Genomic DNA, 15,214 nt, shown 5'->3' with positions numbered 1-15,214 from the left:
CGATTAAGGGGGTTAAATATACAGGCACCCGAACAGCATCCCGCCCTGGGCTGGCGATTAAGGGGGTTAAATGTGTTCCGGCACCCGGACAGTATCCCGCCTAGAGCTGGCGATTAAGGGGTTATATGAATCAGTTCCCGGGAGGGATCTATACATGACCTACGATAAAAGCAAAACAACATTAAAGTTTGGTTGTAAGAACTGAAAAGTACAAAGTTGAAATATGAAACGCGGGTTGGACCTCTCTAACGTTAGTGGTAATGACTTATGGTGCAAACATAAATCTACATATTTATGGGAAGCTGGTTAGACGACGTCCGGTCTGAAGCGCACAGACTGAAAGAGTACCGTGTGGTTCGGCGTGAACCCAGACAATAATGTTAATTCTTCGCAGCAAAATAAGAGGGCGTTCTCACAAAAGTTGTGGAGACTTGTGCAGATTACTTCTTCTGAAATCTCGTAGGCCGTTCTAATTATCTCTATGTTACTAACATTTAATTTCCTTTACCTTTTCTAGTGTTTTCGAAATAAGGTTTCGGTGTGCTAGAACTTTGTTGGAATTTAAAGCCTGGACTCTAATACCGGGCAAAAGAGTAGAATATGCCAGGCCCCCGCAAAATTTTCGACGGCTAAGGCGCCATTCAGGAATGAACTAAATCCTTCCTGCTTACCTCGTGATCCAAAAGATGGCATTCAGAATACTAAGAAAGCACGCCGAATCTGAGCCTATAACCCTTTGGCTAAATTATGCAAAGCAATGTTACTCAACACCCGGGATAAACTTTAAGGTGTTTATATACCAATTTTGGAGATTAAGGCGCACATACCCGGCGGAGCGAATTGGTTGGATCGTCAGTAAATTGTTTTATTAGGAATAAACTTCCCCAATTTCAAGATGCGAATTTCAGGTTTTTTGGTAAATGGCACTACGCTTGTTTTACAGATAGCAACCAGTTACAACATCTCGATTAACCATATTCTAGTAATCACTTGAAGCTGAAAATGGTTGACTATACCAACCTAAATAGAAGGCATTTCATTTTAGTTCAAAACAAAACTGCAACTTAATAGTTATGGTTGGTTTAGATAACCACAAATACGAAAATTGACTAACAAAACAAAAAGAAACCAACTCACAAATATTATCTCTAACTTGTTAAACAAACCAACAAGACATGAGTTATTGTTTGTTTTTCAATGCCTTACCAAACTTTAAATCGATACATAAGAAATTATGGGTTGCTTAGCTAACCATAAAGATAGTGTTTATATCTAATATACAGTAGCGCGACAAATTTGGTTATCACTTGCAACCACAACATCCGTATCCAAGGCAGGAAATTTAGCTCAGCACAGGCCGAGCATGATTAAACATCAGCCGTATAAAAGCTACATCACCAATCAACTTAAGTAGAAGCCCCAGAGAAGCCAATCAACAGTATCTACAAATAAAATTTAGGGATATTTAGGGATATTTAGGGGAGTTAATTCGATCCAGAAATTCTGAACCTGAACAATTGTTGCGGGGGAGGGCAGTGTAACACAGTTAAAAACCTGTATTTTGAGTAAAGTACGGATACCTCATCCAGTAAAGATGAGGTATCCAGTACTACTTAAACGTTATGCAGCTGCATTGCTAGCAACTTCCTGTTCATACAGTATCTCAATTGCTTCGCCGTAAGAGCAATCAAGACGGCTTTGTATTTCCCATAGCTTTCCACGGTCGGTACTGTCAGTCGTAAAACAAAGCTCCATTTTCCTGTCTACATAGAGGCGACATATCTCCTGGAAATTCTCGAATCGGACGAGCATCTCAGAAAATGCACGCTTTATCGTTCGTATGTTTTTCATACGCTCATATTCAGCATCAGTCGTGGAGAAGTAGTTATTAGCCTTCATGGCTTCTATGCTCTCCTTTTCCTGCTTCATGATGATCTTCCACGGCGAGTTGGCCGTCAGGGCTCGACCTACCGAGGAGGTGAAGTAATCTTCAAAGGACTGGGTAATACAAATACCAGCACAGTTCGTTTTCCTGAATCGGCGCCAGGCAGCTTCAAGGAAAGATGAGAAAAACTGATTTGACTGATTACTGGAGCCTGAAGCATTATCCGGGCGAATATACTCCCATGCCTCATCAAGGATGAACAACCGGCGGCGACCGTCCTTTTTGATAAACATTGCATGCTGAGCAGCTTGAATGATCGACATGAGCACGACTGTCTGGAGGTGAGGGGTACCCTTCAACTCTTCAAGCTCAAGAACTATAAACCGACTACCGAAGTTTATTGGCGGGAGCTTTTCGGTAAATCGATTTCCGTAAATGCCTCCTTCACACCATTGCCCTAATTGCTCACCGATATCTTTAATACGCTTATCTTCATGGGCAGAACAGCGGCGTGCAAATCCTGTAATAGAGCCTGTACTTCCGACTTTACGTGATTCGTTATATTCATCACCAATCAGTTGAAGCATGACCGATTGTTGAAAGTCGTCAATATTTCCTTTTTCAGATGCCATTATTTTTAACTGATTCAGGACCATAATGGTCTGTGCAACTTTATCCTTTTCTTCATCGTTATTATTTGAGTCGTCATTGAAAACAGGCGCTTCATCAAAAACTCGGTCTGCAACAGTGACATCGGTCAAAAATGCGAACGGATTCAGAGTAAAATCAGGCTTTTTACCAAAATCTATAAACTGACTATTTGTATATTGCTCCGAAATACCCTGATACGAGCGACCAACGTCAACTACAAAAATCTGGGCTCCATCAGGGTCAAATGCATCATAAGCATTGTTTTTGAAACCTTCAAAAGTATCACGATAATGGATCAGATTATTAGAACGCGGCCCTGCACCAAGATAGTTATTAATGATGTATGCAACCCAGAACGATTTGCCTGCACCAGAAGTCGCCCCAACAACCATATTATAGCTGGCAGAAGTCTTGAAGATATCAAGCCCCAACAGCTGGCCCTCTCGTGAGACGAGGTTAAGTACAGGTCTGTCAGTATTACCTTTCCATGGGCCGAATAGAGGGGTCATATGCGCTGCACCAGTATTACTGACTACCTCAAAACGGTCCAGATCTAGTATCGTCTTGGGGTCATTACACATTGGAAGGCAAGAGACAAAAGATGGAAAGATGATGTATGAATCATCAGCCACTTTAACGCGACTTTCCAGATAAAATGATTTTAACTGGTCTGCGGCAGACTGGACATCTAATGCTGAATTCCCCATGACGGTAAATGTCAGATAACTGTGTAAAAGACGGGCCCCATCTTCCAGTTCACGTGTTACCGCCATGTAATCATTATCCATGTCCTTCAGTCTTGGACAAAACGTTAAGACGGTTGGGATACTAGCTTGTTTGTTAGTAATTGCCTTATATCTGACGTTATCTCTAGCTAATTTTAAGGGATCGGCGAAATGGACTGTTTGAGTTATCATAAATGGGCTAAATATAGTTTTACGCCCATTCATCCAATTCACTACAAGTTCATACATGCTTCCAAAATTTACATGTTCTGGGAACTTGACCACAGATAATTGTTTGAAATAACGATGTTCAGAAACATCAGTACTCTGCGTTGTAGATGAAAAATTATTTTCAGTTACTGTATATTTTCGCCCCGGAACATTTAGCTGTTCGTTAAGACGCCTCATAGTGTTGACTTCAACATGACCTTCAGCCCAACGTGATGTTTTTCCCGGATGCATTAATTTATCCATGCAATAAAGCCAGTTTTCGGCGCTAACTTTATGTGGAAAAAGGCCCAGTGTGTTCAACTTACTGATTAGGTCAGAGTACAGTGCATCGATGCGATTAATTTCAATTTCAGTAGGAAGCGCAGATTTCAACGGAATAGAAAATGACATCCAGATCTGAAAGTCACGAAGCATTAATTTATCATGATCCGGTTTTAAGGGTTCATTTAGACTTCTATCATAATAATCCAGCTGGTAGGCCGTGAGTAAGTCCCCCTTAAGCTTATCATGTCCTTCCATTCGACCACCACGAACTGCCGACCAGGCACTTAAATGCAAGGTCAGGTCCGGCAGTGCTGTTAATGAGGTCTGACAGATAGTGTCAGTAGGAAAATCCATTTTAAATAATTCAGCTAACACATCCTGCTGATTATCAAAAACACCAGGTGAGGGGTTACAAATAAACATAAACCCAAGCCGATTACCGTCTATTAGAAAATAATTCGTGCCAGGAATCTGGTCGTATACAGGAATAAACCCACCAAACTGGTGGCGACTTAATTCTTTATTATAGATGTTAGCAGATTTCATTCGCGACCTCAGAGTTGTCTGATAATACCGTTAGACGAAACTGCTTTCGTTGCTCGCTGTTGCTGTTGCATATTTTCACGAGCGGCATCCTGAACTTGCAAAGGAACTATTCGCGCCGGATTTGATGTCGAATTTTTACCCGCAATCCAAGTTTGGGGTTTGACATTCACATAGACAAAGCCAGGCAGGTTTAAAGCGTCATTATCGTCCGTGTATGGTGCAAAGGTGATTCTCATGACGCGGCCTTGCTGAAGTACAGCAAGCGGTTCTGGAGCTACCACAGCCTGTTTATACCCTTGTGTACGGTATTGCTGGATCTGGCCAGAGCTGAGCGTAGGGTTTACAGGCTGTCCATTATTAACGGAGTAAAGGTCTTTACTAGCACTGATATCGGAATTTGGCGCAACGTAGCGCGGTACAGGTGCCGGAGATACAACCTGTGTTGTTTGCTTCATGACATCAGCAGTCGGATGGATAAAAGGGTTACCGGATGCACCTGTTGAGCTGTAGCTCGTTGTCATCCTTACATTAGAATTAACTGGAACGCCGCTTATCGGCCGTGGCCCGATTGTTGATGTTGGCGCGCCCATTTTTAATGTCTCATCGTACATAACGGGGACTTGGCCAGCAGGTTTAATTTGCGTCGTCTTGTATGTCACAGGCTTATTTACCAAGACGGCAGACTTAGGGTATTGCACAGCGCCAGGCGGCGAAATTTGGGCAGGGTACTGGCTGTCATTGACAGCCGATTTCTCCTTTCCCGAATTAGCTTCTTCCTCCGCAAGGCCGGAAAGATCATCACGGTTATTCGTTAGTTCCATAACTTCACGAGGGCCTTTACAAACGACCCCTTTTTCAATTCCCGGACATTCTGATTCTGAGCTGCCGATAGTACAACCCGCTAGGTATGAAGATGAACCAACAACCAGAGCGCTGAAAATAACTTTTTTAATGTTCATTTCATTACCTTAATTAGTAGCAAATGGGTTTTTGAGTAAGGGTTCGACACTTTGTTTTAACCATGAATCAAAATCTTTCGGTATGCCATTACCGGCAAGTCCGTCTTGTCTCACAACTGAAGGTACGCCCTGTAATTTATAAATACCTGCCAGCATCAGAGATCCTACCAATGGCTCAGCCGGACATGTTTCTGCCTCTTTTTTTGTCAGGAGCCTTTGTTCTATATCGGTCTTATTTCCCATAAGCCAACGCAAGATATCAAGGTCATTCACTTTGCCTTTTTCTTTACTGCACCATAGTTGACGTAATTCTTGCTTTGGCTCACCGGGGGAGGGGATTAAAATGATGTCAACCCGGTATTTTTCTCTTTCGTCATAGAATTTTTTTATTAAATCTTGGCAACCATCACAATCAAGCGTGATAAAAATAGCGGCTTGTCTTTTTAGTTTTGGGTTTCCTAAAGGGATCAATGCCACAGTATCAAGAGGAAAGGGGGCGTCGTCTAAATTAATAAAGTAGGATTTTCGTACATCTTCTACGGATAAGACTGACTTTCTCTGAAGAATGTCCATGACGCTACCACCCGTTATTGTATAACGTCCATCAGTGGTCACAGCCATCAACTGCGAACGTTCATCCTGGAACAGATAAAGACCTCCAGTCGGGATGTAAATAACATCTTTAGGCTTATAGCTTTGCATTTTCGCCAGTACGCCCTCTAAAGGTTTCGTGGACACTCCACCTTCTTTTGCTTTTTCCATTAATGCAGCTGCATCAGTGTTGTTTAATACATTTTCAGCAGCATTTGTAAGGGGTGGACACACTGTGATCATAGAGACCAGCAGAGATAAAAGTAACTTTTTCAATTATCGTATCTCACTTTCTTTTGTTTCGCCTTGTAGAGATTGTACCTCACCAAAACTTCCACCAAGGTCGATATAAGAGACTATTTGAACATTATCTGGAATTGTTACTGCTAATGATGCATCAATAACCAAATAGCCACGAGAACGGTAAACTTTCATTAATGCTTTAAAGTAATTTTCAAAGTTTTTTTTAGACTGTACCAAATCCGGCTCAGGATTCTGCTTATTAAATTCTTTCCTTAAAGTTTGCATATCAAGTACTGCAATTTGGTAGGACGGATTCGACATTGCTTTGACGCTTTCATAAACAAAACTCGCCCCCTTGTATCCATAGATCACGAAAAGCACAGCTAGGCCAGCTAGCATCAAATACTTGAGGGTTTTCTCGATATCTATTTCCAAAGTTACTTTTTTGGTTGTACGTATACCCCCAACAGGTTTAGCCGCCTCAAGCTTCACGTTTTCAGCAGAATCACTTTTTGTTCCTGGTTCAATGTTATTTTCCATAATTAACCTCAGCGACTCGTCAGGTTTGTAGGTATTGTTGCGCCTGATTGAACGATAAACGTAATTGGGCGCCCTGGGCTAACTTCGACTATTGGCCACTGCTGCTCAGCAATTGATGTGTAGTAGTCCACAAGACGGTTTAGACCGCCCTGAGCTGCTCCGGCTCCGGCCAACGCTCCTAATGCCCCGATGTTCGGCGATTGGTATTCAGCCGTTGAGTTAGGATCGATATTTAACGAAGACACCTTAGATGGGCTCAGACTACCAGCCAGTGCTGACAGGCCTCCTGCAAAAGCAGAACCTGCGATCGCATTTCCATTTCTACTTATCAGATTTCCACGAATACCATTTTTCCCGTCATTTTCACTAACTGCGTATGCTTCCAGTTTGACGTCGAAAGCTTTTCCTTTCGAGTTCACACAAGATATTGATGTTGCCCGAATGTATGCTCGCTGTGACGCCAGATCACCCACAGCTGAACCCAACAAATTACAATCCCGCAAATCCATCGTGAAATTGTTTGGCATGATGATGTCTTTTTTAATACGCATAGTGACTGGCATGGGTTCAGCTTTAGACGACAGACTCGTTGGGGCTTCCAGACCATTAATTAGCACCCCTGTGATAATTGACGTCGCTGGGAGAAACATTTCGTCTTTACGTGCCGCATGCCGAGCTTTACTGTCTACAGGAGCGGTCCCGTCGCCGCGAATAGTTCGTGTCGGGGCTTTGTCACCGCCAGCAACGACCTCACGCCCCTCTCTTATCCGGCTTTCGGATATCGGCATAACCTGAATGACACCATCAGAACCATTTGTCTTAATTGAACTCTGCGTGATAGTCCGCATTGGGCTATTTCGGGTCGGTGTGATCGGAGCGTATCCGGAACTAGCCCCATTCACCGCAGCATTTGGATTTAGCTGGTATGGCGTTGCTGGGGCCTGCTCATTGACGTTTTTGCGTGACCCACCTGCGTCGAGATTACGATTACCGTTTCGTGAGGTCTGCATGTCAGTCAACTGCGTCGAGAGCTGCTGGACTTGTGAAGCAAGGTTGGCAATCTGTACTTTGCTTTCTTGCTGGGCCTTTTCAGCTTTATCACGATCTGCCTTTGCCGCATTCTGATCAATGCGGTTCTGCCTGACCATTTCGTTATAAGTCTTCTGGCTTTCCTCGTTACTCAGCTTAGTCATTTGTGAATCATCAATCAGGAACCCAGTTTGCATATCTTTTTTCTGGGTTTTCTTCTCTTTTTTAACCGGAGTGGAAAAAATTGATTGACTAATAACGATAATCAATACAATCAACGCAGCACCAATTACTGAGATTCTGACAGTTTTATTTTCCCAGGCATTTTTAATGTCCATTATTAACTCCACTCTTTGGTTGCTGGAAGCGCTTAACTTTCAAATTTCGTTCGTTTTCTGTCATCTGAGGCACGATATAAGGTTCACCCGCCCTGGGCCATTTATCTTTAAAATTCAATCCTGAATTATCGGATTCAACAGGGGCAAAATCCTTACCATTATTAAGCGAACCAACTTCTTTAATTTCCTTAACTCCGCGCCGACTTTCAAACTCGGTTGAGCTTCCAACGAATTTTTGCGCAAGGGTAGGGTCGCTTATAATTATCGTATGTTCTTCAAACGCATCGTCAACTGTCTCACCCGGTCGGTGGTCATCGGGAACTATATTCACTGTTCCTTTTGGAATGTACTCAGTTTGGTAGTAATAACTGGTACCCAAAAAAACGACTAGTCCAAATGAGACCCCTGTAAGAAAAGTAGCTTTTCTCATTTTATCTTTTAATCAGGCTTGGTCGTGTGGTTACACGAGTCTGGCGCTCTTTAAATAATTTATCCCGCACAATGTAAAGCTCGGTTTCCTCTCCAGGCTGAAGAAATGCTTTATCGAACAAAGCACTTGCAATTACTCCTTCAGTTATACATTGCTGATCAGCGACAACTTGTCCGTAAGGCTTGTCATTTTTAACAAGAATGACATCTATCAATTCCCTAGATCCCACAAGTCTTTGCCCTAACTTTGAATACATATTGAAATTACACGGGGACTGCTCTGAGCTCGGTATACGTGACAAGCGGTCTTCTTGTAAACTAAAACCAGAAGGAACCTCACCTAGCGCAACCGGAGTCAGTAAATCAATGATCCGCTGTTTATGGTCATCCTGACGAGGGTCAGATGGTGCCAACTCTTCTGACTGGGATCGTGCCAGCATCTCATCATAATTATGTTTATCCAAAGATGTCTCACGTTTCGCCTGCATTGTCGGGCTCAAAGAAGTTGTGACCGAAATCATTGCACCAGGAACATCCAGTGGAACCAGTGTCAGGTTATAAGTCGATTCAGGCACTGAATCTTCTGAAAGCATTATTCCAATTGGCTTATCCGTGTTTGTTGAAATAAATACATCGCCGCCGTTAACGAAAATACTGGCTTCATCACCTGGCGTTGAAGTACTTACAGATGCGTTTTTAAATGAAGTTGAAATTCTGTTTTGCAGACCCCGTGAAACTGGCAGTACAATATTCCCACCCGGTGGGACGTTTACTCGCTGCACTTCTTTGTAGCGATTACGAGCCTCTACATATAACTCATCTGCTTTTGAAGGGGCCCCGGTGCTTTGTGCATTTTGTTGAGGCTCTTTCCCTGCCGGTCTTCCGTAACTATCAAAATTTCCGGATTTAACCTGTTGCTGATAACCGACAAGCGTAGGGTTTTTTGACAATGCGCCAGTTATCTCATTGACAGCTGGGGAGGCACTACTTGCAGGTGAAAGACTTGGTAGTTCAGTGGTCGGTTTTGTTGCTTGTGACGTCTCAGGCGCGGGGCCGGTGCCAGATTCTTTAATAATCGCATTTTTCACACCATTCTGAAATTCATCTGCCCCGACAGGCATAACAACCGGGTTATTTACTGTCGCCGGTAACTGATAGTCTTCAGCAAAGACTACATTCGAAGTTGCCAGCAAGATCATTGCTGTAATCGCGTGACAGCGAAAGCCCTTTTTAGAAGTCATAATTAGTTACCTGTAGACGGCGGGGGATTATCGAGTGTTGCCAGTTGTTCTTTGCCGTTGATTGTAATTTTCTTAATATTTGGTGTACCAGAATACTGATTTACATAGGCTATGCGTGGTCGTCCGTTTTTCATACCCAGCACCCATTCAAACGTCCATTTTGATGATTCTGTTTTGTCCGGAACATTAATCAAACGCGTTGATTTCGTTCCCCAGACATAGACCATGTCATTTTTGGTGTCATAATACATATCGATCGGTTTAAATGACTGTTCAACACCACGAGCTTGCATAATATTGGTCTGCTGCTGTAATGACTCACGGGTTTTCGCCTGTAAATCCGGAGAAAGCGCATCCAATATGGTTGTTGTTACAAAGCCTATGTTTGTTGGGTTTATGTTCCCAATTAAAGTACTGAAGAATAAGGCCCATTGAGTTTTATATGACTCTGAGGCTTTATTTCCCACAACTTTAACTTCTTCCGTCATATTAGGCGGAAGCACAATAGTCACAGGATCGGTAAGAAATTGATTTTTTACCACTAAAACTGCGATGACTAATATAGCAATTGAATTCACACGTAAGAGTTTTTCGTCACGTTTAATCAATGCACTATAAGTAATTCCAATTTCAGAAGCTTCAATCTCTTTACTAAAGCGAGCTTTAGAATCCCGAAAGCGTCCTTTTGAGTCTTCGCCTCCATTTTGCGAAGTCTCGTCCTTTTTATCAAAATCGCCATTACTGGCACTTTTAATGAATGGAATTTTAAGCTTGCTGAGAAGTTTCATTCTTAGCTCCATCAAGAATAGAGGTTTCTGATAAATGGATCGGTAAAGTAACGACTACTAAACACTGATTTCCCTGGAAACAAGCCGAACCACCACAGTTTGTGTTTGAGTTTTCCTCTAACTCCTTCTTCAGCTGCTTTTTTATATGCAAACCAAAACACAACCGCAACAACTACAGAAGTTATAAAGAAATCAAAAATATTACCACTCGCGATAGTCACGAATGTTATACCCAATTGCTTTGCATCCCAGAATAGAATCAACAAAGGCATATTAATTCTGTAAGGGAAACGATAGGTATGTGGAGGTACCTCGTACTGACTTGTCATAAAAACTCCAGAGAGGGGGAATATCCCCCTCATCGTTATTGTTCTAACAAATCACAGCGGGATACCAGCATCCAGGAACGTGCTGATAATTTTTTCACCGTTTGCCATAATCAGCATCATTAATGCTGAAACCAGCGCCAAACCAAGGTTAGGTTTTACAACGCCGAAATAAGCTACGGAGAACAACATGCCGCAAGCGATGATTTTACCCGGCGCACCAGTTAATGCTTCGCTCATGTAGGCCCAGATATCGCCGAAGGCTCCGTCGTCGGAACCCGCGTACGCTAAACCGCAACTTGCTAAAAACAGGAGAATAAACAAAGGCACTTTTGCATGTTTAGACTTCAGAAATGCAAAAGCGTTAGTTTGTTCTCTTTCAACGTTAGTATTCAATGTCAGTTCCATAATTACTCCGTGTTGATTTGAGTTCACGTAAACGCATTTGCATAATACTTTTTATTTTTCTTTCATTTTTCTGTTAACCACCCTTTTTTTCCCTTAATTGCGCCTGGTGTTTTTTTAGCCTATGAATGTCACATGTGAATACCGTGTGTATATCGGATTGAAGAAGGTGAGGCAGGTTATTTTTTCTTTATAGGGAAGAAGTTCATCGTCTATCTCTTCACCATTTTTGTGATAACCATCCAGTCCGATATTTGAGAAAGCTCTGTGTAAGGATGTCATTCTAAAAAAGTCACTTTTCCCATTGATACAAGTGCTTTTCAGCCACATCCTGTGTGTCGCCCCATTCATGCAAATGCTTTTCAAACAATGCGCCTTTTCCAGCCTCATTCATGCAAATGCCTTTGTAGCAAAGACACATATCCGAAACCCATTCATGCAAATGCTTTTCGACCAAAGGAACCTTTTCCGGGCTCATTCATGCAGTTGCTTTTCGACCAAGGGCAACTTTTACTATTCCATTCATGTAAATGCTTTTTGGTGAAATTCAGCTATCGAATCCCATTAAGAGAGGTACTTTCAGTCCAAAGGCACCTTTTCAGGTCGATTCATCCAAATGCTTTCCGGTCAAAGACACCGTTACGGCGCCATTCATGCAAATGCCTGTCAACCAAAAGCACCTTTTACTATCCCATTCATGCAAATGCTTTTCGACCAATGCCCCGTTTGCTGCACCATTCATGCAAATGCTTTTCGACCAATGCCACCGTTTGCGGCCCCATTCATGCAAATGCTTTCAGCTAAAGGCACCTTTTTACTGTCCCATTCATGCAAATGCTTTTCAGCTAAAGGCATCTTCCCGCCTCATTCATGCCAGGGGTTTCCAACGTAGGCACCTTACACAAACTCATTCAAGCAAATGCTTTTATACAAAAGGCACTTTTCTGTCGCCATTGAAGCAAGTGCTTTTCACAAAGGTCACTTTTCTCCCCCCATTGAAGCAAATGCTTTTCACCACCACTATGGGATTTTTAAACGATTTGCTTTTATTTTCATGAGGTTATGTTTACTTATGGGACCTCTGTTTTGAACTGGATATTTATCAAAACGCCTCTGTTCTAATCATGTCCCAGACAATTACAGGCTTTAATTTTCTGTGCAAATCTCAGTGTGACATGAGAAGGACAGGGATTTTTCACGTATAGCCACTATGCACAAACGTTGATGGGTAGTTTTATCTAAAGGCATCTGGATGAATGACTTCTGATTAAATCATTCAAAATCAATTGCTTAGTATTCGTTATCTAACTCAGTGAAAATTAGTTAAATAAAGCATTCGATCGAATGCTCAAAATTCCCAGGGTGCTTAAGCAAAAGTAAGAAAGGAAGCAGGGAAGCAGGGAAGCAGGGAAGCAGGGAAGCAGGGAAGGGTATTCATATCAGCAGAGGCGTCCAAAAAAGCATTTGGATGAATGCCCGTACGCCTCATTACATCCAAAGTTACTTTTCTGCGAACTGAACCAGAGGATCAGCTTTGTTTTGCCAGAGCAAGCTTTGGACTTCTCTTAAAAATCTGGAACTGAATATCTCTACCTTTCTTAACCTCTTGATATTCAAGGTATCCTATTGATTTTAACTCCAGCATAGCCTTTCTGATGATCTGGTTTTGAGTACGTACTGGAGTCGTCAAAAGAAGCCGCTCACGCAAACGCTTCATGTTAACGAATAACGTTCCGGCAGGCATTGCCTCAAAATAGATGTACAGGCTCTGTGCAGCTTCTTTTTTGGCGAGAACCGACAGTACCTGTAAGCTTAATAGGGTTTTATGATCATACCGGTAAAGCTCCCACATCGAGGGATCACCCACGAGCTCTACTGTGTCCTTCTTAGGGTCAATCATAGCTTTCTGCACAAGGTGTGTGACAGTGAAGCGTTCAGTTTTAGAATCACGGAAAGAAATAACAACGGACGCGAGGTTTGCCAGCGCTTCCTGAAATCGTGAACGGGTTCGCTTGTTGATATTTGTAGAACTGATACCACACATTTTTGCAAACTCATTGAACGACAATGTTATTTTCTCGGAGGCGAATCCATATTTACTGAACGCCATAATGCACCCAAGCCAACACTTGAAGTCCGTGGACATCGAAAGCTTAAGGCCAGTGATCCGGATGTCATCGTATCCTTCTGACCGGGCCAGTTCCATGCTCGACAACTCATCAGAAGCATCAACCTCAAAATTTCTGAATCGCTTCTCTTTAGTTCCCACCGGGGTAAAAACACTTAAGCGCAGTAAAGCAATGGGTTGGACCGATTTCGAAGAGTTTGGACTCAGTTGATAAGTCCTCCCTGTATCCGTGTTGGTCACATCAAACGGATGTGCTAACTCATTGTTATCACTCATTTAAACTTACCCACCATGTTTTTCCCTTTCTACATTTAGCTGTGAATAGATTATTCGTCCAAATGCTTTTCACGCATTAAACTAAATGCCTTTTCAATTCAAGTAAATGCTTTTCTTATTCGATCAAATGCTTTTCGCATGCACCTGAATGCCGGATCATTGCTATTTCTTTTAAAAATCATCACGTTACAATGGTCGTGATCTTTATTGTTCTCTATTGATCTCTATTGATCTAAAGAATTGATCTATCTTGTGGAAAACGGGGATAAATTCCCTCTGAGAAAGAGCTCTGGCCCTACAAATTTAGGATTGGATACAAACCCTGTATAGAATGCAGCCGGGAAAAATATCAGTTAGCATGAAGTTATTAAGAAAGATAAATTCAAACTATTCAGATTTTCTTTTTAATTTAATTTTTAAAACAGCCTATTTTTGAATTAGTAAGATACCTAACCACTAAAAGAAATTTTGTTTTTTATGCCTTCAGAGTTGTTTGAATCTGAGAGCATTAATGTATCATGTAATAAAAAAAGGTGCTTATATGAATCATTGCGACTATCAGATTATTGAAATCAGCCCAAAAGATCTTATTATCGAGCCTGGATTTAATCCACGGGAAGCGGTAATCGGTGATCTTTGTTACGAACAGGAGCCAGTAAAATCGGCAATTATTTCTCTCAAGCAAGCCTATAAAGAGGGGCGACGTGTTGATTTAATTAAGGTAGTAAAGAAGGACTCCAAGTACGTTGTCCGGCAAGGGCATTGTCGTTACAGAGCATTATTGCTTGCTCTCGCGGAAGGAGCTGACATCCAGCTCTTTTCAGTCGTACTTATGCACTACAAGGATAAAATCGAAGAATACCTAGAGAACCTTGATGGGAACAGGAATAACAGTCTCAATCCCGTTGCACTAGCTTACGCACTCGCAGAGACCCTGAAGCTTGGCTCTACCGTTGAATCCCTTGCTATGCGCTATCAGCGGTCTGGCACAGCGATTCGCAATCAGCTTAAAATCCTTGATATGCCTTTAGAACTGCAACGTTTAATCAGCCTAAACCTTATTAAAAAAACACTCGCGATTGAAATCATGTTGAAGTATTCCAATGATCATGCAAAAGTCCTTGCACACTTGGAGTCCTGTTCTTTTTTAGTGCCATCTTCTGGCGTACTTGATTTATCGAAACCAACAACCGTTGAAACAGCAACAAACAGTGAGCCACTCGAAGAACAGGAAAAACCTCCTGTACATATTAACCCTAAAGACATTAAAACAAAGTCTATCACTCGCAGTTCGTTAGGTATTAAACGTCTTTCACATAAAAAAACTGAACGGTTAAAAAATGAATTTATTGGTTTGATTGATAATGTAGGGTCAACAATGTCAGACAATAATAAACTGACAGAATTAATTTTAGACGGACAGCATTCTAATTTATTTATGAACGTCAGTAACACTTTAATCACAAAAACAAATGAAAGTGTAAAGATCACTTTAGATGAAGCAAAACTTCAACTTGTATTAAGTCTTCTAAATGATGAAAATACTGCAATCATCATTCCAAAATCTAAGGTTACAGAACTGAACGAAATTCGTGACCTTTTGACAAATGAGTAGATAG

At 41.9% G+C, this 15,214-nt stretch carries 13 protein-coding genes; 1 reads left to right on the top strand and 12 read right to left on the bottom strand.

Translation table 11 applies throughout. From position 1 onward, the window contains the following. Positions 1–1,620: 1,620 nt before the first annotated feature. The 12 genes from trhC to ACMWLG_RS19795 all read right to left on the bottom strand — a co-directional run bounded on the left by trhC (position 1,621) and on the right by ACMWLG_RS19795 (position 13,595). Positions 1,621–4,302, bottom strand: a complete 2,682-nt coding sequence (gene trhC, locus ACMWLG_RS19850; protein ID WP_015063109.1) for an IncHI-type conjugal transfer ATPase TrhC — start codon at positions 4,300–4,302, stop codon at positions 1,621–1,623. 8 nt (positions 4,303–4,310) lie between these two features. Then, positions 4,311–5,261 (bottom strand): TraV family lipoprotein, encoded by a 951-nt coding sequence (locus ACMWLG_RS19845; RefSeq protein ID WP_015063108.1) that lies wholly within the window; start codon positions 5,259–5,261, stop codon positions 4,311–4,313. Positions 5,262–5,270: 9 nt separating this feature from the next. Beyond that, positions 5,271–6,023 (bottom strand): protein-disulfide isomerase HtdT, encoded by a 753-nt coding sequence (htdT, locus tag ACMWLG_RS19840; protein ID WP_185757620.1) that lies wholly within the window; start codon positions 6,021–6,023, stop codon positions 5,271–5,273. A 105-nt stretch (positions 6,024–6,128) separates the two neighbouring features. Then, entirely contained in the window at positions 6,129–6,635 is a 507-nt protein-coding gene (locus ACMWLG_RS19835; RefSeq protein WP_134390576.1) for a transcriptional regulator, read from the bottom strand. Positions 6,636–6,643: 8 nt separating this feature from the next. Continuing rightward, positions 6,644–8,002, bottom strand: a complete 1,359-nt coding sequence (gene trhB / locus ACMWLG_RS19830; protein ID WP_022652153.1) for an IncHI-type conjugal transfer protein TrhB — start codon at positions 8,000–8,002, stop codon at positions 6,644–6,646. Further along, positions 7,992–8,432, bottom strand: coding sequence for a plasmid transfer protein HtdO (gene htdO, locus ACMWLG_RS19825; RefSeq protein ID WP_015063104.1), 441 nt, complete (start codon positions 8,430–8,432; stop codon positions 7,992–7,994). The genes trhB and htdO overlap by 11 nt, the downstream gene beginning before the upstream one ends. Before the next feature lies 1 nt (position 8,433). Continuing rightward, positions 8,434–9,672 (bottom strand): TraK domain-containing protein, encoded by a 1,239-nt coding sequence (locus ACMWLG_RS19820; RefSeq protein ID WP_015063103.1) that lies wholly within the window; start codon positions 9,670–9,672, stop codon positions 8,434–8,436. Positions 9,673–9,674: 2 nt separating this feature from the next. Continuing rightward, entirely contained in the window at positions 9,675–10,460 is a 786-nt protein-coding gene (locus tag ACMWLG_RS19815; protein WP_022652152.1) for a TraE/TraK family type IV conjugative transfer system protein, read from the bottom strand. A gap of 11 nt (positions 10,461–10,471) precedes the next feature. Beyond that, positions 10,472–10,789 (bottom strand): type IV conjugative transfer system protein TraL, encoded by a 318-nt coding sequence (locus ACMWLG_RS19810; RefSeq protein ID WP_022652151.1) that lies wholly within the window; start codon positions 10,787–10,789, stop codon positions 10,472–10,474. 51 nt (positions 10,790–10,840) lie between these two features. After that, on the bottom strand, positions 10,841–11,194 hold the full coding sequence (locus ACMWLG_RS19805) for a hypothetical protein (protein ID WP_015063100.1): 354 nt from the start codon (positions 11,192–11,194) through the stop codon (positions 10,841–10,843). A 289-nt stretch (positions 11,195–11,483) separates the two neighbouring features. Beyond that, complete coding sequence (locus tag ACMWLG_RS19800) at positions 11,484–11,669, bottom strand: hypothetical protein (RefSeq protein ID WP_032610388.1); 186 nt, start codon at positions 11,667–11,669, stop codon at positions 11,484–11,486. Positions 11,670–12,719: 1,050 nt separating this feature from the next. Beyond that, a complete protein-coding gene (locus tag ACMWLG_RS19795) occupies positions 12,720–13,595 on the bottom strand; it encodes a RepB family plasmid replication initiator protein (protein ID WP_015063098.1) in 876 nt (291 codons plus the stop codon). 541 nt (positions 13,596–14,136) lie between these two features. On the opposite strand from ACMWLG_RS19795, the gene ACMWLG_RS19790 reads away from it, so the two are divergent. Further along, positions 14,137–15,210, top strand: a complete 1,074-nt coding sequence (locus ACMWLG_RS19790) for a hypothetical protein (RefSeq protein ID WP_022652149.1) — start codon at positions 14,137–14,139, stop codon at positions 15,208–15,210. Positions 15,211–15,214 lie beyond the last annotated feature (4 nt).

This window comes from Enterobacter sp. 01-M-02-SI-ECC, from assembly GCF_047530595.1.
GTDB lineage: Bacteria > Pseudomonadota > Gammaproteobacteria > Enterobacterales > Enterobacteriaceae > Enterobacter > Enterobacter cloacae_M.
The sequence above is the reverse complement of the archived record's forward strand: the minus strand, read 5'-3'. Positions and strand labels throughout refer to the sequence as shown.

What these genes read in the sequence shown, in the direction of transcription:
- trhC (WP_015063109.1), bottom strand. Translation starts at nt 4,302, where the DNA reads ATGAAATCTGCTAACATCTATAATAAAGAATTAAGTCGCCACCAGTTT.
- ACMWLG_RS19845 (WP_015063108.1), bottom strand. Translation starts at nt 5,261, where the DNA reads ATGAACATTAAAAAAGTTATTTTCAGCGCTCTGGTTGTTGGTTCATCT.
- htdT (WP_185757620.1), bottom strand. Translation starts at nt 6,023, where the DNA reads ATGGAAAAAGCAAAAGAAGGTGGAGTGTCCACGAAACCTTTAGAGGGC.
- ACMWLG_RS19835 (WP_134390576.1), bottom strand. Translation starts at nt 6,635, where the DNA reads ATGGAAAATAACATTGAACCAGGAACAAAAAGTGATTCTGCTGAAAAC.
- trhB (WP_022652153.1), bottom strand. Translation starts at nt 8,002, where the DNA reads ATGGACATTAAAAATGCCTGGGAAAATAAAACTGTCAGAATCTCAGTA.
- htdO (WP_015063104.1), bottom strand. Translation starts at nt 8,432, where the DNA reads ATGAGAAAAGCTACTTTTCTTACAGGGGTCTCATTTGGACTAGTCGTT.
- ACMWLG_RS19820 (WP_015063103.1), bottom strand. Translation starts at nt 9,672, where the DNA reads ATGACTTCTAAAAAGGGCTTTCGCTGTCACGCGATTACAGCAATGATC.
- ACMWLG_RS19815 (WP_022652152.1), bottom strand. Translation starts at nt 10,460, where the DNA reads ATGAAACTTCTCAGCAAGCTTAAAATTCCATTCATTAAAAGTGCCAGT.
- ACMWLG_RS19810 (WP_022652151.1), bottom strand. Translation starts at nt 10,789, where the DNA reads ATGACAAGTCAGTACGAGGTACCTCCACATACCTATCGTTTCCCTTAC.
- ACMWLG_RS19805 (WP_015063100.1), bottom strand. Translation starts at nt 11,194, where the DNA reads ATGGAACTGACATTGAATACTAACGTTGAAAGAGAACAAACTAACGCT.
- ACMWLG_RS19800 (WP_032610388.1), bottom strand. Translation starts at nt 11,669, where the DNA reads ATGAGCCCGGAAAAGGTTCCTTTGGTCGAAAAGCATTTGCATGAATGG.
- ACMWLG_RS19795 (WP_015063098.1), bottom strand. Translation starts at nt 13,595, where the DNA reads ATGAGTGATAACAATGAGTTAGCACATCCGTTTGATGTGACCAACACG.
- ACMWLG_RS19790 (WP_022652149.1), top strand. Translation starts at nt 14,137, where the DNA reads ATGAATCATTGCGACTATCAGATTATTGAAATCAGCCCAAAAGATCTT.